This is a genomic window from Thermosipho africanus Ob7 (assembly GCF_003351105.1).
In the GTDB taxonomy this organism is placed as follows: Bacteria; Thermotogota; Thermotogae; order Thermotogales; family Fervidobacteriaceae; genus Thermosipho; species Thermosipho africanus.
Window position 1 is genome coordinate 1 of sequence record NZ_NKRG01000002.1, and the last position, 16,069, is coordinate 16,069.

Here is a 16,069-nt window from a genome sequence, read left to right on the forward strand (position 1 = left end):
AAATATTAATTTTTTCCTTAACATTTAACTATTCAATTTATTAAAGCATCTACTTTAATTTTATTTCCATTAGATTTTAGTGCTGCTTCAAAAAAAGCTAAATCTTTTATTGCTTCTTCGCAATTTCCAAGATCATTTTCTTTATTATTTAATATAACCTCATAGAAATCTTCAAATTCTTCTTTATAGCCCATATTTTCTTCAAAATCTATTTCTTTCTCGTTATAAAAAATTTTATTTTTTAAAACTTTTAGTGTATTCTCTTTTCCATAAATCTCAAATTGTTCTTCTTCATTGAAACTGTAAGATGCTACATAGTTTCCAATTACTCCGTTTTTAAATTCTACAATTGTACTTATAAAATCAGGTCCTGAAAGGTAGTCCGAAAAATCTTTTGTATAGGCAGTTACCCAATCAATATCACCAAAAATTAATCTCATTGCTGCAACATGGTGAACCCCTGCATCAGATAAAAATCCTCCAATATGTTGTGGCTTCTTTCTCCAATCCGTTTTTGCATATTTGTTATCTTTTTTCATACCTACGAAAATTCTCCAATTAAAATATAATACTTCCTTAAAATTTTTTAAAAGATTTTTAATCAAACGGAACTTTTTTATATGCCTCCAATTTTCTGCAATATAAATCACCTTGTTGGTTTCTTTTGATACATTTAAAAGCTGTTTTGCAGATTCTACATCAGTAGAAATAGGTTTTTCGCATATTACATGTTTTCCTTTTTCTACTGCTTTTATAGCAAAGGGAACATTTAGGTGTATTGGAAGGGTTAAATCTACTGCATCTATGTAATCAGCCTCTAAAAGTTCTTCATAGGTGTCAAATACTTCTGGATTCCCAACTAATTTGGCAAATTCTTCAGCATGTTTTTTGGTACGACTAGTTACCGCAACAATCTCAAACTTATCATTTAATGCTTTTAATGCGGGATAATGTAAATCTCTTGCTGCAATACCACAACCGACAATTGCTAAACGTATTTTTTTCATTCCCTCACCCCCCTTTTGTCAATTACAATATAATTGTACCATATAACTATTTTAATTTTATTTGACATAATTTATTAAACATGATAAAATAAACTTTGATTTTTTTTTCACAAAATTACGAGGGGGTGGATGGAGTGATTATCAATTAAATTATCTAGAAAAATATTTTCTTATAACTTACATTATTTACAAATAGGAGGATTCATATGAAGCAGTTTTATAAATATTTTTTCACATACCACAAATTACTTTCTAAAAAACTAATGTTTAAAAAATTATTTATTGATATTTGTTACATTTTATCATCGATTTTGTCTATTATACTCCCAATTTTTCTTGGAAAGATTGTAGACAGTTTTTTAAACTTAAATTTTTCGTATCCTTTTTTTGTTTTTATTCTTTTGTATGTTCTGTATTTTATATTTTCTGAAATTAGTTCTTTTTTTAGAATCACTTTTTATCTTGTTGATGGTCCAAAATATCTTTTTGAAAAAGCAATATTTACTGTTTTGAAAAAATCAGATTTAGAAGTAAATCCTAAAAAGGAAATGGATAGAATTTTTAGTTTTGAGCATGTCTTTGAATTTTTTTATGGAAGTTTTGCTATTTTCGTTTTTATCCTACCATTCTTAGTTTTATTTTCATCTCTAATGATATTTATAAACAGCTGGAAAGTAGGATTATTAATGATTTTTAATTTCTTTCTTTTGCTATTTTCTTCAAATAAAAAAGTAGATGCAGAAAGTAAGATTTCAGAAAAGATGAATGAATCAGAATATAATGTTACAAATACACTTTCTGATCTTTATTCAGGTTACGAAGAAATTAGAAATTATAACTCTCTTTTTTTTAGTTTGAAATGGTTAAAAGATGGATATAATTCTTTGGTGAAAGCTTACGATCTCTTCGGTAAATCTGAATTAAAGTTTGGATTATCTTATGAACTATTTTCAGCAGTTATAATCCCAATAGTAATAATATTTATAAGCTTTGAAGTTTTTAAAGGCAATTTGACTCCAGGAATTGCCATTATGATCTTAAGGTACGTTGAAAATGTTAAAAATTATTCAGAAGTTTATATTAATGACAGCGATTATATTGCGTGGGCTGCTTCTAGAGCTAAAGATGCTTATGATAATTATTTAAGAGAGGTGTAAAAATGTTTGAAAAATTAGAATTTATTAACGTAAATTTTTCATATGAAGGTAGAAAAATAATTAATAATCTAAATTTTGAAATTAAAAACGGCGAAAAAATATCAATAGTAGGTTCAAGTGGTGAAGGAAAATCCACTTTAATAAAGCTAATTTTAAGATATATTAATCCTGATTCAGGACACATACTTGTAAATGGAAAACCATTAAATAGCATTGAAAATTGGTATGAAATAGTTGGAGTTTTAAGTCAAAGAACCCATATTTTTAACAGAAGTATAAGGGACAATCTGTTGATAGCAAAGCATGATGCAACTGACAAAGAATTATACAATGCTTTAGAGTTTGCAGGTTTAAGCGATTTTTTAAAAACAAGAACTTTAGATACTATCCTTGGAGAAGAAGCTAGAAATATATCTGGCGGAGAAAGGGCAAGAATTTCTCTTGCAAGGTTAATTTTAAGAAATCCTGAATTTGTTATTCTTGATGAACCTTTAGAAGGAGTAGACAAACTTGTAGAAAAAGAAGTAATAAATAATATTAAGGACTTTGTAGAAGATAAGACACTAATACTGATTTCACATCGATTTTCAATATTGTCTCTTACCGATGAATTTGCAGTCTTGGAGAATGGAGAGATAAAAGAAAAAGGAAAATTTAGTGAACACTCCGATAAAAGTCTTTTAAAAAAGTTTTTCAAAGCAGAACAAGAATTGACAGAAAAATTTAGAAGGGATGAAAAAAAGTGAAGATATTTGTAAAATGGATATTTAAGATGCCAAAAAAATATCTTTGTTCACTATTTGGATTAAGCTTTTTAAGTGTACTGTCAACTATATTTATTTCGTATTCATCAATTTTGAGTAGAGATTTAATAAATAAAGCAGCTTTAAAAAATGAAAACTATGTCTACTATGCAATTTTATTTTTTCTTGCAGTATTGGTAAGTCATATTTTTTTACTTTTTCAAAGATGCCTTTCATATTATTTTATTGGAAGATATTTGAATTTTTATGGTACCTATTGTTATAAAAAAATTATGTCTAAAGATTATTTAAATTTTTCAAAAAAAACATCATCATTTTATTCACAAATTTCTTTTAGAACAGTTAAAGATATGATCAATTTTGTAAGTAACAACGAAAGCACAGATGGGGTAGTATTTGCACTAAAAATATTTACATATATTTCAGCAATGTATTATATTGATAAGCTTTCAGGAATATATATGATAATATTTTCAATTTTAATTTTGATTACTCTTGCAATTTCAAACTCATTTTATTATAAAAATTTGAAACAATTAAATGATGAGTTTTTAGAAATAAAATCTTATGTTGCAGATACATTTTCTGGTATCCAAGAAATTAAATTATTTAATGCTAAAAAGGCAGAATTTGAAAATTATAAAAAAAGGACAAATTATTATTGGAAAAAAACTAAATCAGTTTATATTATTGATCAAATCTTATCTAATTTTTCAAGAAACTTGTTCTCCATGATATTCTATTTTTTAGTAATTAAGCAAGGAATAAATTTAAAAGATCCCGGAAGTTTTTTTGCATTGACAAACCTGTTTCTTCTACTCAGGTACCAATTATTTACTTCACTCGGTGTTTGGGATAATATTAGAACTGCTGTTATTTCTGCAAAACAATTAGAAGAAAATGTTGGCTAAAAAATCTCTGCCCCCAGGGGCAGAGATTTCATTTTAATATTTCAAAAATTAAAAAGACTATAAAAACGATTATAATTGAGTATTCAAAAATATTATCTTTTAAAAATCTCTTAGCTTTAAAAAAATCATCATTCATTTTTTCCAATTTTAAATTTAGCTGTTTTATTTGAGCTTCTAAATCGTTGTTTATTTTAATGTATTCATCTAATTTGGAAAGCGTTCTTTTGTAACTATTTAGTATTTCACTGAGACTTTTTTCAATTACTTCAATTGAATCATTGTATGTTTTTAATTTTTTTACTTCAGAGTTGATCTTTTTAAGAGTTTCTTCAACTTCAAACATTTCTTCCAAAATTATCCCTCCAATTCTAAAGTTAATTTTTTTAGCTCTTTGTACAAAGAATTTAAAATAATTTTAGCTGATAATGATTTGTCTATATAATAATATTTTTTGACTATACTCTTGTCATAATTATACTTTAGAAAAACTCTATAAAATTCCTCAAAATGATCAAATTTTTCTAGAAATATAAAGATTTTTTCAATGAAATTACTAGAAAAGTAATTAGAATTTTTGCAAAAAAATTCCCATTCTGGAATAATTTTTTTGATATTTTGATTTAAAATTAATTTCAAAAAAACACTAATAAGGTTCATAGAAATATTTTTATTGTATTTACTAAGACTTTTATATATAATTTTGATCTCGTAATCTTCAAGCTGATTTAATATATCTAAAAACTTTAAAATTTTTTCTTCCTTAATTTCTTTGTTTAATTCATCTAACATATCACTATATGAATGTTTTGAAAAGTAGTTAGTTATAAAATTTTTTATGTCATTGTTGTTTGAATAATTTCTAGACATTTCTACTAAATAATACAAAGATTTTCTTTTCCTTTTTTCAATTTCATCATATATAAAATTAATTAGAAACACTATATAATCTTCAATATCTTTATCTTTTAATAATTTGTAAGTTTCTTCAACATAATTTTTAAATTTATACCGAGAAACAAATTTTAATAAGTTCAACAATACTACCTCTTTGGTAAATTTCTTTAATACTATCTCGTAGATTATATTTTTATTATCATACCGAATTGTATAGTCATCTATAATTCCTAAAATTGATAACCTATAGAGAATCTTTTCAACATACTTATCCTTTGTTTGAAGCTTTACAATATTTTTTTTGAAATTATTTGAATTTTCCCTTAACTTATTAAAAAAATGAATAATTTCAATTATTTCATATTTTTTACCTGGAAATGATTTCAAATGAAAATACAACTGAATTGATACATCGTCTTTTATTTGAGAAGTTTTAAAAATTTCTTTAATAACAGAAACATCATTATCTGTATTTAAGAGATAATCAGTTAATGTGCGAGAATGTTCCGTAAATATTAAATAACATATAGCTTTATTTTTGTCTCTTCCAGCCCTTCCTGCCTCTTGGTAAAATGATTCTATCGATGAAGGTAAATTATAATGTATTGTATATCTTATATTATCTTTATCAATTCCCATTCCAAAGGCTTTGGTTGCAACTAGAACTGGAAATTTGTTCTCTTTAAATTGTGTTTGTATAATTTTCTTTTGTATTTCATAATTTGAAATTTTTATTTTTTTAGGAACTTTTCCAGAATAAAATTTTGAATTTATTCCAAATTCATTCAAATATTTATGTATGTATATAATACCATCTTTTCCATTTATTTTACTTGAAAATATTATTCCTGAAAGTTTTTCTAGGCTAACTTTAAATCTGCTTGGTAAATCATATTCTAATATCCACTTTAAAATTTTTCTTTTATCTTTTCCTCTAAAAATATTAAACTCAAGTTCATTTCTTTCATAAGATTTAGGAAAAATTACAGATTCAAATGAAAGAATATTAAGCTCTTTTTGTATATCTATTAAAACAACATTTGAAGCAGTCCCTGTTAAAGCTAGAATTATAGGTTCACATTCTATTGTTTTTATTATATTATCATAAAGTTTTAGATAAGAAGTTCTAAAATCATGCCCCCATTCAGAAATACAATGGGCTTCGTCTATTACAAAAAAAGGAATTGAGTAATTCTCTAAAAACTGTATTAAAATTTTTCTAAAACTTTTCATCTGTAATCTCTCTGGAGAAATAAATAAGTATTTTATTTCACAATCTAATATCTTTTTATATAATTCAGTTTTTTCAATACTACCTATGTTACTGTTTATATATGCATTAGATTTAATTCCTAAATTGCTAAGATTATTGCATTGGTCGATCATAAGAGAATTTAATGGGTCAACAATAACAATCATTCCTGGTTGAAATAAAGCACTAAACTGATAACATAGAGATTTACCAGAACCTGTCGGAAGAAGACCTATAGTTGATTTTAGCGAAAGAATATTTTTTATTATTTCAATTTGGCCTTCTCTAAATTCTTCTTTTCTAAAAATATTTTTCAAAAAATATTTTAAAACTTCTTCTTTACCTTCTAAATTGTATTTGATAGGTAGAAATTTATAAAAATCATATTTAACTTTTGATTCTAGAGTGTTTGGGAATACATACATGTAATTATTAGAATTAATTTTTGTTTTTTCAGTATTTGTATAACCTATGTTAATCACTAAGTCATACGAATTATACTCAACTTTGCAATTTAACATATTTTGATTTTTTACATCAAATGCAATATCCGGGAAATTTAAGTCATTTAGCTGGGCTATTTTTCGAATATTGTTTATAAAATCAATCATTGCGATTTTCGCAAACTCAAAATCTCGTTCAATAATTAAAATTTTCCATTTTTCTTTGTTAAAAAACAGTCCATCAATAATGGATTCAATCAATGCTTTATGAAGCCATGCAGATAATATTCCTATTTCCTTTCTCCCCAAAGAAAGAATTTCTCTTTCTAAAAAAATGGAAGGCAATGTAGGAATTCCTCTAAGTATAATATTGTTATATATCTTTGCAATAATCGAGATCTTTGAATCATTTTTATGTTTTTTTTCATAATGTTTTTCAATGTTAAATGCTAGTTCATTATTTTTTATATTATTTAGTAACTTTTTTGGAATGAAACCTGCAAAAAATAAATTACTATCATTACTTTTATTTGAAACAGTTTTTGCTAAAAAAAATTCCTATTATTTTTTTAACTTTTAATTGTTTTAGCCGATTAGCAATTTCTAAGAATGTTTTTCCAGAAGATATAATATCATCAAAGAGAATAACATTTTTGTTCTTTATTCTTTCCTCATCAATCTCAATGTAATCTAAAAAATTTACTTTTCTTCCTGAAAGATGTTTTTCTTCTTTTTCAATTTTGTTTGATATTATACCATATCCATCTTCTATGTTCAGTAATTTAGAAAATTTCTTAGAAAAATATTTATATCTTTTTTCTGTTTCAGCTTTCTTAGATGCTGGTATTGTTAAAAATATAAAATCTTCACTTATAATATTCAATTTTTTAATAGAGGGTACCAATTTTTTTATAATCTTTTTTTGTGCTTGTTTGTTTCCATTTTTAAATTTAAAAACTAAATTTCTAAAATCTAATTCGCTCTCATCCAAAACAAAATCAGAAAAAGAATTTTTTGGATAATAATGCTCCAAACAATAAATTTGATAATTTTCTATTTGTTCAATTATTTTAAATTTTTCCTTTTGATTATCAAATTTTTCTAATTCATTTATAAATTCATACATCTTAATCTTCAACTAATGTAATTTTTAAAATTACTGGGTTATGATCTGTAAATTCAAAATTCAAGTCAATATTTTTCACATAGTCTATTTCAATATTTGGCGAAACATAAAAACCATCAATAACAGTAACAAAACTTTGCCCAGGAATATATTTTGTTTTAAGAGATCTATTTGTTGGAACAGTATTATCAATAGCCCATTTCCATCCCTCAAGTTTGAAAAAATCCGGAAGTTTAATATAAGATTCAGGTTTTTCTTCTGTATATTTAAAGTCTAAATTATCAAAAAATTCACTATTCCAATCTCCACCTATAATTACATAATTCCCAAGTTCGAATTCTTTTTTAGCTGTTTCCATTATAAATTTTAATTGTTGTTCTCTAAGCTTTCCACCTGGATCATAAGCACTTGGATGTATATTCAAAATAACCAAATCTTTTCCGTTTTTTACTTTCATCCTTGTTAATATAAGACATCTATCAAGCTGAAAAAGTCTAGTGGGCCACTCATATTCACCTGGTAGAGCCATTCTCAAAGCTTCATCAATTTTATACTTCGAAAATGTTGCAAGCCCTGCTTCAATTTTTCCAGTAGGATTTAGATAAGGAACCGGAACAAATAATACTTTGTAATTGTAAGCAAATGCAATATTATAATTTTTAAAAACATTTTCTTTTAAATAATCTAGCTCATCAACATACCCCGATCTTCTACTATTTCTGTCAATTTCTTGTATAAGATAAATATCCGCTTCATTTTTTATAAGTATTTCTTTTATCCCTTCAAGATTTTTTAAAACATCATTTTTGTCAGTTATAGCCTTTTTACCTCCATCCATGAAAAAGTCCATATCTTTTCCTAAACCACCGTAACCTATATTCCAATCAAATATAGTCAACCTACTACTATCAATTGTTAATGTTGAAACATTCTCTACTTCAATTTTCTCTATTTTTTCAGGTTTATAATCAGTAAGTGTACCAATTAATATTAATATTCCAAAATATCCTGCAATAACTAATGCAATAGATATCAACAATATAAGAGTTAATTTTATATATTTCATACCCCTACCCCTTTCTTTTAAACTATATATTTATTTTCCATTAAATTATAATTTTCAAAATAATACCTATCTTTTCCATCTTTTTTAGCTTTATAAAGGAGTTTATCTGCAGAGTCAATAAAATCAGTAATAGTTTGATTCATTTTATAAGATGAAACTCCACAACTTATTGTAATTTTTCTTTTATCATTTAAAATATCCCCCCAATCCGTTTTATGAATTGTATCAAATATTTTTTCAATAGTAGTAAATGCAACATCAGGAGAATTGAATAAAATTATAAACTCTTCGCCACCATACCTTCCAGCAATGGCATTTTTATCAATACTATTTTTAATAATCTCCGCAAGTTTTTTTAAAACCTTATCTCCAACAACATGCCCATATTTGTCATTCACACTTTTAAAGTTGTCAATATCAATAATTGCAATAGTTGAATCTGTAGAATATTTTTTAACAAATTCTTCAATTTTTATAATCAAGTTCTTTTTGTTGTACAACTCTGTAAGCCCATCAAAAATTGAGGCATTTATATATTCTTTAAAATTGTTTAAAGTGTTAAAAACGACTCCCAAACTAGTGGATATCAAGTCGGTCATACTTTTGAAATTGCTTAACCTAGGTTCCACAAGGATTATCCCTTCTTCTTTGTTTTCAAATTTTATAAGAAATTTTTTGTGTTCTTTTATTTTCTTACTCGAATTATCATTAAAATCGCCAATGAAAGTCCAGGTTGTAGGAATAGTAGGTTTTTCAAAATAAGATAATAAAAGTGCTTTTGCATGATTTTTGCTCACATTTCCATTGAATGAATAAATTCTACCTTCTGATTCGGAAAGTAATAAAGCAAAGAATGCTTCAACATCAAATAAATCTTTAAAGAAGCTATATAATCTAAAAACTAGATGCTTTTCATCTCTGACATATTTTAATAAATTTAGAATTTCTTTTTGGAAAATCTCACTTTTTAATTTCTGCTCTATAATTTCATATATTTTCTCTCTAGAAATTTTATGATTATTTGTCTTAATTGAATAAAAATCCTTCATTTTCAAGGTTATAAGAAAATCATCTAACTTGTCTTTTTCTTTAAAAATTGATTTTGAAAAGAATTTATTTGCACCGCTCTTTTTTACCCAAAAATCGTTTAATTTATCGTCAGAACTTGTAAGTATAAATATTCCAGAATTTTTGAACTCATCATAATTTCTTAGCACAATGGATAAAAATATACCCGATATATCGGGCATATTGTAGTCAGTTAAGATGATATCAGGATAATATTCAAAAGCTTTTTTAATACCATCAAATCCAGAATCAGCAATATAAACTTCATAATTACTTTTTAATAAATCATACAATAGCAATCTCCAGAACTTGCTATCATCAACTAATAATATTTTTTTCATATTATTCCCTAACCCCCACTTATTTTTTTATCATTATTAAATTATAACAAAAACATCTTATTTTACAAAATGTTTAAATAAAAATCCCGGGATATTTAAATCCCGGGATTCATTAATATTTGAATCTCATACGTCAAAATAATTTTCAAATTCTTTTGGATGAGGAATTGACATTATTTCTCTCGACTCACTCAATTTGATTCTTATCCAGTGATTAATTAATTCTTTTGGAAATACTGTCAAATATTCATTATCTTTTCTTAACTCATTACAAGCGGCATCAAGCGACGTTGGAAGTGGTTTAATGTTTTCGTTATACGCATCACCTTCAAACGGTCCAAATCCCTCTTGAGTTGGGTCTAAGGATTTTCTAATGCCATCAATACCCGCAAGAATCATTGCAGCAAAAGCAAGATATGGATTACATGATGCATCTATTGTTCTAAACTCAATTCTTCTTTTCTTATCATCTTTGACATATGCAGGAATTCTTATTGCTGCTGTTCTGTTTGCCAAAGCAAAAACTGCGTTTGTTGGTGCTTCAAAACCTGGAACTAACCTTCTATATGAGTTAGTTGAAGGATTTGAAAACGCCATTACGGAGCCAGCATGTTTTAAAAGACCTGCAATATATGATAATGCAATTTCTGAAAGGCCATATAACTTATTACCAGCAAATATGTTCTTTTCATTCTTTACCATGAATTGATGTACATGCATTCCATTTCCTGCCTCATTGTACAGTGGTTTTGGCATAAAAGTCACTATCAAACCATATTCTTTCGCAACTTTTCTAGCAATATATTTTACTAAAAGCGTATAATCAGCTGCTTTTAAAGCATCTACAAAACTAAGCTCAATTTCTACTTGGCATGTTCCAACTTCATGGTGATGATATTTCACTGGAACACCGTATTTTAATAATTCATTTACTATTTTATTTCTTACTTCCATCAAAGTGTCAAAAGGCGGAATTCTATGATATCCTTTCTTCCTCCCAATAAAATATTCACCTTTATCGAACGAATTCCAAAAACCTTCATCACTATCAATGTAAACACTAATATCATTACTCTCAACTGTATATCTAACATCTTTAAAAATATGAAATTCATATTCTGGACCAAAATATACTTTATCAGCAATATCATTAATTGATTCAAGAGTCTTTTTTAATAAGCTTCTTGGATCATGAAGTGAAGGCTCGCCTGTTTCTACATCATAAACATCACAGATCATTGAAAGAACCTTATCATCACCTATATACTCAATCATTGCAGTGGATGGATCTGGGATCATAATCATATCACTATTAGTAACCTTTGCATATCCCAAATTTGATGCATCAAAACCTACACCATCATAAAAAGTTTTTTCAGAAAAGTTTGTCCTTGCAAGTGTTACATGTCTCCACTTTCCTAAAATATCAACAACTTTTAAGTCTATCAAGTTTATTTTTTCACGTTCAACTAATTCTAAAATTTCTTTTATTTCCATCTTATACCTCCATTCATATTTGTTTTTATTGCATGTATAGTTTAACATCTTACAAAATTTTCAACAATGATAGCTATTAATGTTTAGTCATTAATAAGAATAATTCTGTTTAATTTTTTTACTGTTTCTTATTTTAACTCTTTTATGCTATTATATTTGATATGAAAAGATATGTAATTTTTTTGGTTATTATAATCTTTTTGAAAATTTTTGGATTTAATTTTAATCTTTTTGGTCACCAAGGAGCAATATGGCAGGTAAAAGTTTTTGATAATCTATTATATACATCAGCTTCTGATGGAAAAGTTATTATATGGGATTATAAAAAACTTACTATTATAAAAACAATTTATTCACACAATTCTTGGGCAAGAGCTTTACATATAGACGATAGTAATATATACGTAGGAGGTTATAAGCCAGACAATAAACTAAAAATATATGATAGACGTAATGGAACATTGATAAAAGAAATAGAGTATGAAAATGGTTCAATATTTACTGTAACCTCCAATGAAAATTTTATTGCATTCTCAGGTTCAGCTAATAGGGTATATTTAGTTGACAAAGAAAAATTTAATATAGTTTTTAATTATAAACATGACGCATGGGTTAGAGACATATTTTTTGATGGAAATTTAGTTTATAGTTGTGATGAAAAAGGAGTAGTTATTGTTTATGATACATCTTCTTTTAGGCTTGTTAAAACTTTAAATTTTGAATATAAATTAATAAAGATTGTAAAATTTAAAAACAAAATATACTTTGTATCATCAAATGGTTATTTATTAAATGAGAACTCCATTATTAAATTAACCAATTCTTTTACAGCTGCATACTCAGATAGTAATAAATTGATTTTTGGAGATAAGGATGGATATATATATTTTTTTGATGGTAAATTAAAAAACAAGCTTCGAGTGGTTAACGACGGAATTTTGAGTATATGTAAATACCAAAACTCTTTATTTATTAGTACCAGTTCTGGTAAGTTATTAAAATTAGATAACGACGGAACTTATAGAGTAACATATTTTCCAAACAATTTTTCAATAATAAAGAAAACTAAAATTGTTGAAAATAATCTTTATGTATTAAAGTTTGATGGGACATTATTAAAATATGATCTTGTAACTGGTAAAATTATACAAAAGTATTATAAAATTTCAAATTTTGAAATTTCTGGCTCAAAGTTTTATATAGTTAATTTAAAAAACCAATTATTACTAGATTCAAATGTTTTGTTCGAATCTCTGAATGAAATAACACTAATTTTAGAGTTCAAAGATCTTTTATTTATTGGTACATATGAAGAGCTTTTTATTTTTAAAGATTTTCAACTTTTTAATTATATTTCCATACCAAATCATTGGTTCATATCTTACGAAACTAATAATAACAAGGTACTGTTTGGAACAAGTAAAGGCAAAGTAATTACTTACAATATAATTGATAATAATTTTAACATAGAAGACTTTTCAGATTCTCCAATTGTTAAAATTTTGAATGGTATACCAATAACATTTGATGGAGAAATAGGTAAAAAATATAAGTTAGATACAAATATTTACGATGCTGTAGTTTTTAATTCAAGAATATATTTATCTACTTCAAAAGGAGTATTCTCATTTTCAGGCAATTCAATCAATAATGTTTTAGAGAAAAAAGGACTTGTTTTTCTTGAATCGTATAACAAAAAATTTTATGCAATAGATTATAATGGTTCTATTATTATTTTTGATGAAAATTTTAACGAGTATGGGACTTTATCTGAAAAACATTTTATTATATCAAAAATTGATTCATATAGCGACATCCTTGTGACTACAGGAGGTAGTAAAATAAATATATGGAAAATTAATGGTGAGAAATTAGTTCTTTTAAAAACATTTGAAGGACATTTTGATGTTATAAGAGATATAAAAATTATTGACAAAAATAGATTTGTAACAGCATCAAGTGATAGAACTATAAAAATATGGGATTTTTCTGGAAGACTCATTAAAACACTTTCTTTACACAGCGGTTATGTTTGGACTCTTGATTTTCAAAATGGATTACTTTTTTCTGGTGGTTGGGATGGATTTATATACGGATATGATTTAAATAGTGGAAATGTTATCTTTGAAAAACGATTTTCTTCAAAAATTACTAAGATAAGAGTAGAAAATAATTATTTGTTTTTATCGTTTATTAATGGAAAAATAATAAGGTATGATTTTTTGAAAGACAAACAAATCACGTTAATTAATACTGAAAGTACTATATGGGACTTTGATATCTATAAAAATTATCTTGTTTTTGGTGATGAAAATGGAATTTGTTATATTTATAATCTAAACAATGAGGAAATTAAAAAGATACATATTCATAACGCAACAATATTTAGTATAAAAGTTTTTAATGATAAGATAGTAACCGGAGCAAACGATAATTCTATAAAAATAATTGATTTTTCTGGAAATGTACTGTATTCATATAGTAATTTTAAAATTTCTGTCTTGTCTATAGCAATAGATGAAAAGAAAAATCAGATTTTCTTATCCGAAGGTGAAAAACCTATAGTTTTGCAAATTCCTTAAATTCTTCAATATCCTCTTTTCTACCCAAAATCATTAATGAATCATCTTCTAAGATTTCAAAATCGCCATCAGGTCCAAATATATTTTCTCCTTTTCTTAAAGCTGCTACTACCATTATTCTAAACTTTTTAGATAGTTGTAATTCTGAAAGTTTTTTATTAATTATAGAGCTCTTTGGAGGTATTTTAACTTCTTCTATTCTGTAAGACTCATTTCCAAATGCAAAAAGATCTAAAAAGTTAACACTGTCTGGGCGAGTTGTAAGACGTGCCATTCTAGTGCCCGCAATCTCAGCAGCAGCAACAACAGTCGTAGCTCCAGCATAAATAAGTTTTCTAATTGATGCTACATCACTAACTTTTGAAATTATAGTCATTGTTGGATTTAAAGTTCTTGCACTTAAGACAACAAAAACATTAACATGATCTTCAGGAAGTGTAGTTATTAATGCTTTTGCTTTTGTTACACCTGCCTCAAGTAATATATCTTCTTCTGCAGCATCGCCAACTATATATGGAATTGATATGTTATAACCTTCAACCACTTTATTTATGTTTTCTTCATTCAAATCGATTATAACAAAATTTTCTTTTTCTCGAATTAATTCCCCAATTACATATTGGCCAGTTTTACCCGCCCCAACCACTATAATGTGGTCCTTTAGTTTACTAATCATTTTTCTGTTTCTCCTTTCTTTCATATAATTACTTAACTTTCCTTCAACAATTATTGCAGTAACAGTTGAAACACCATATAATACAACACTTATACCTAAAAAAATTAAAAACGATGTAAATAGTCTACCAGCTTCGGATAAATTTTCTGGCATAGTATAACCAACTGTAGAAATTGTTATTGCAGTAAAGAAAAATGCATCAACAAAAGGGAGTCCTTCAACAAAGTGATAATAAAGGACCCCTAAAAGTAAAACTATTAATATTAATATTGAAAAGAAAGCAATTTGTTTTAAAAGTGTCTTTTCTATATTTTCTCTATTCATTTCCCTCAATGTAAGGTATTACACAAATAAATTCAGCATCTTCATTCCCTACATTGACAAATTGATGTTCTTCATTTGGTTTGACAAAAATAAATGTTCCTGCAGTAACATCAGTTTTGTTATCTTTAGAAACAACTTGTATTTTCCCTTTTAAAACAAATATCTCATGTTCCCAATCATGAGTATGATAAGGTGTATTAGCTCCGGGTTTTAATTTAAACAGCCTCATTACAAAGTTTTTTGCTCCATCCTTTGAACCTATCAATATCCTTTTCTCGATTTTTCCATCATCTATTATTATAGGTTCTACTTTTTCTGGTTTGGATATTATCATGATTTCTCCTCCTTTCTATGACTACATATCGATAAGGTTCAACTCCCTCGGAAAAAGAATGAACATGTGGATATTTCTTTAAAAATTCGTGAACTAGCCTTCTTTCAAAAGAGAACATTGGATCAAGCTCAACTCTTTCTACTCCAGCGGATATCTTTTCTACTGCGTTTTCTACAATTTTTTTAATTAATTCTTTTCTTTTTTCCCTGTAGTCCCCTGCATCAATTATAACAGTAATTTTTATATCTGAAAGTCTGTTTAAAAATATTGTTGCAATATGCTGAAGCGCACCTAAACCTTTACCATGTTTTCCAATAATTTTTCCTATTCCTTCACCGTCAATTCTAGCTATAAAAAGCCTAGGGTTTTTAGAAAAAACACTTACTTTAATATCTGAGTCAAAATAGGAAACAATGTTTTTTAAAAATTCTTCAAGCTTTCTTTCATAAAATTCCTTTTTTATTGTTATTTCCACTACAGCATCTCTTGCAAGAAAACCAAAAAAACCACTTGAACCTTTATCTATTACTAAATATTCATATTCATTTTTGTTTATTTTCATTTCTTCTTCAAATATTGCAAGAACTTCTTCTACACTTTTACCAGTAATTGTCAATTTTTTCAAGT

At 26.2% G+C, this 16,069-nt stretch carries 14 protein-coding genes; 4 read left to right on the top strand and 10 right to left on the bottom strand.

Features of this window, described 5'->3' with window-relative positions; translation table 11 throughout:
* Positions 1 to 32 precede the first annotated feature (32 nt).
* Positions 33 to 1,007 (bottom strand): Gfo/Idh/MocA family protein, encoded by a 975-nt coding sequence (locus OB7_RS02395; RefSeq protein ID WP_004102818.1) that lies wholly within the window; start codon positions 1,005 to 1,007, stop codon positions 33 to 35.
* A gap of 206 nt (positions 1,008 to 1,213) precedes the next feature.
* Here OB7_RS02395 and OB7_RS02400 point away from each other — a divergent pair, with 206 nt between their 5' ends.
* Genes OB7_RS02400 through OB7_RS02410 form a run of 3 tightly spaced genes read left to right on the top strand, consistent with a single transcriptional unit; the run spans position 1,214 to position 3,839 of the window.
* Positions 1,214 to 2,164, top strand: coding sequence for an ATP-binding cassette domain-containing protein (locus OB7_RS02400; RefSeq protein ID WP_012580460.1), 951 nt, complete (start codon positions 1,214 to 1,216; stop codon positions 2,162 to 2,164).
* A gap of 2 nt (positions 2,165 to 2,166) precedes the next feature.
* On the top strand, positions 2,167 to 2,910 hold the full coding sequence (locus tag OB7_RS02405) for an ATP-binding cassette domain-containing protein (protein ID WP_004102817.1): 744 nt from the start codon (positions 2,167 to 2,169) through the stop codon (positions 2,908 to 2,910).
* Positions 2,907 to 3,839 (top strand): ABC transporter transmembrane domain-containing protein, encoded by a 933-nt coding sequence (locus tag OB7_RS02410; protein WP_012580459.1) that lies wholly within the window; start codon positions 2,907 to 2,909, stop codon positions 3,837 to 3,839. Before OB7_RS02405 ends, OB7_RS02410 begins: the two co-directional genes overlap by 4 nt.
* Positions 3,840 to 3,867: 28 nt before the next feature.
* Here the strand turns inward: OB7_RS02410 and OB7_RS02415 are convergent, their stop codons facing one another.
* From OB7_RS02415 to glnA, 6 genes are all read right to left on the bottom strand, one after another.
* The gene (locus OB7_RS02415) at positions 3,868 to 4,191 is read right to left on the bottom strand and encodes a hypothetical protein (protein ID WP_114702434.1); all 324 of its coding nucleotides are present in this window, start codon (positions 4,189 to 4,191) and stop codon (positions 3,868 to 3,870) included.
* Between the two features lie 2 nt (positions 4,192 to 4,193).
* Positions 4,194 to 6,773, bottom strand: a complete 2,580-nt coding sequence (locus OB7_RS02420) for a RecQ family ATP-dependent DNA helicase (RefSeq protein ID WP_114702435.1) — start codon at positions 6,771 to 6,773, stop codon at positions 4,194 to 4,196.
* A gap of 181 nt (positions 6,774 to 6,954) precedes the next feature.
* Complete coding sequence (locus OB7_RS02425; RefSeq protein ID WP_114702436.1) at positions 6,955 to 7,554, bottom strand: phosphoribosyltransferase; 600 nt, start codon at positions 7,552 to 7,554, stop codon at positions 6,955 to 6,957.
* Between the two features lies 1 nt (position 7,555).
* Positions 7,556 to 8,620, bottom strand: coding sequence for an endonuclease/exonuclease/phosphatase family protein (locus tag OB7_RS02430; protein WP_004102813.1), 1,065 nt, complete (start codon positions 8,618 to 8,620; stop codon positions 7,556 to 7,558).
* A 17-nt stretch (positions 8,621 to 8,637) separates the two neighbouring features.
* Positions 8,638 to 10,029 carry a GGDEF domain-containing response regulator gene (locus tag OB7_RS02435; protein WP_114702437.1) on the bottom strand — a complete coding sequence of 464 codons (1,392 nt, stop codon included), beginning with the start codon at positions 10,027 to 10,029 and terminating at the stop codon, positions 8,638 to 8,640.
* Between the two features lie 126 nt (positions 10,030 to 10,155).
* Positions 10,156 to 11,526 (bottom strand): type I glutamate--ammonia ligase, encoded by a 1,371-nt coding sequence (gene glnA, locus OB7_RS02440; protein WP_114702438.1) that lies wholly within the window; start codon positions 11,524 to 11,526, stop codon positions 10,156 to 10,158.
* A 161-nt stretch (positions 11,527 to 11,687) separates the two neighbouring features.
* Between glnA and OB7_RS02445 the strand changes: the two genes are divergently transcribed.
* Positions 11,688 to 14,108, top strand: a complete 2,421-nt coding sequence (locus OB7_RS02445; RefSeq protein ID WP_114702439.1) for a WD40 repeat domain-containing protein — start codon at positions 11,688 to 11,690, stop codon at positions 14,106 to 14,108.
* Here OB7_RS02445 and OB7_RS02450 read toward each other — a convergent pair.
* From OB7_RS02450 to jag, 3 genes are read right to left on the bottom strand one after another with little or no spacing between them, the layout of a single operon-like run.
* Complete coding sequence (locus tag OB7_RS02450) at positions 14,086 to 15,108, bottom strand: potassium channel family protein (RefSeq protein WP_012580454.1); 1,023 nt, start codon at positions 15,106 to 15,108, stop codon at positions 14,086 to 14,088. The two genes, OB7_RS02445 and OB7_RS02450, sit on opposite strands and share 23 nt — an antisense overlap.
* Positions 15,101 to 15,442, bottom strand: coding sequence for a cupin domain-containing protein (locus OB7_RS02455; RefSeq protein ID WP_004102801.1), 342 nt, complete (start codon positions 15,440 to 15,442; stop codon positions 15,101 to 15,103). Before OB7_RS02455 ends, OB7_RS02450 begins: the two co-directional genes overlap by 8 nt.
* Positions 15,396 to 16,067: an RNA-binding cell elongation regulator Jag/EloR gene (jag, locus tag OB7_RS02460; RefSeq protein WP_114702440.1), complete on the bottom strand. Its 672-nt coding sequence runs from the start codon at positions 16,065 to 16,067 to the stop codon at positions 15,396 to 15,398. The genes OB7_RS02455 and jag overlap by 47 nt, the downstream gene beginning before the upstream one ends.
* Positions 16,068 to 16,069 lie beyond the last annotated feature (2 nt).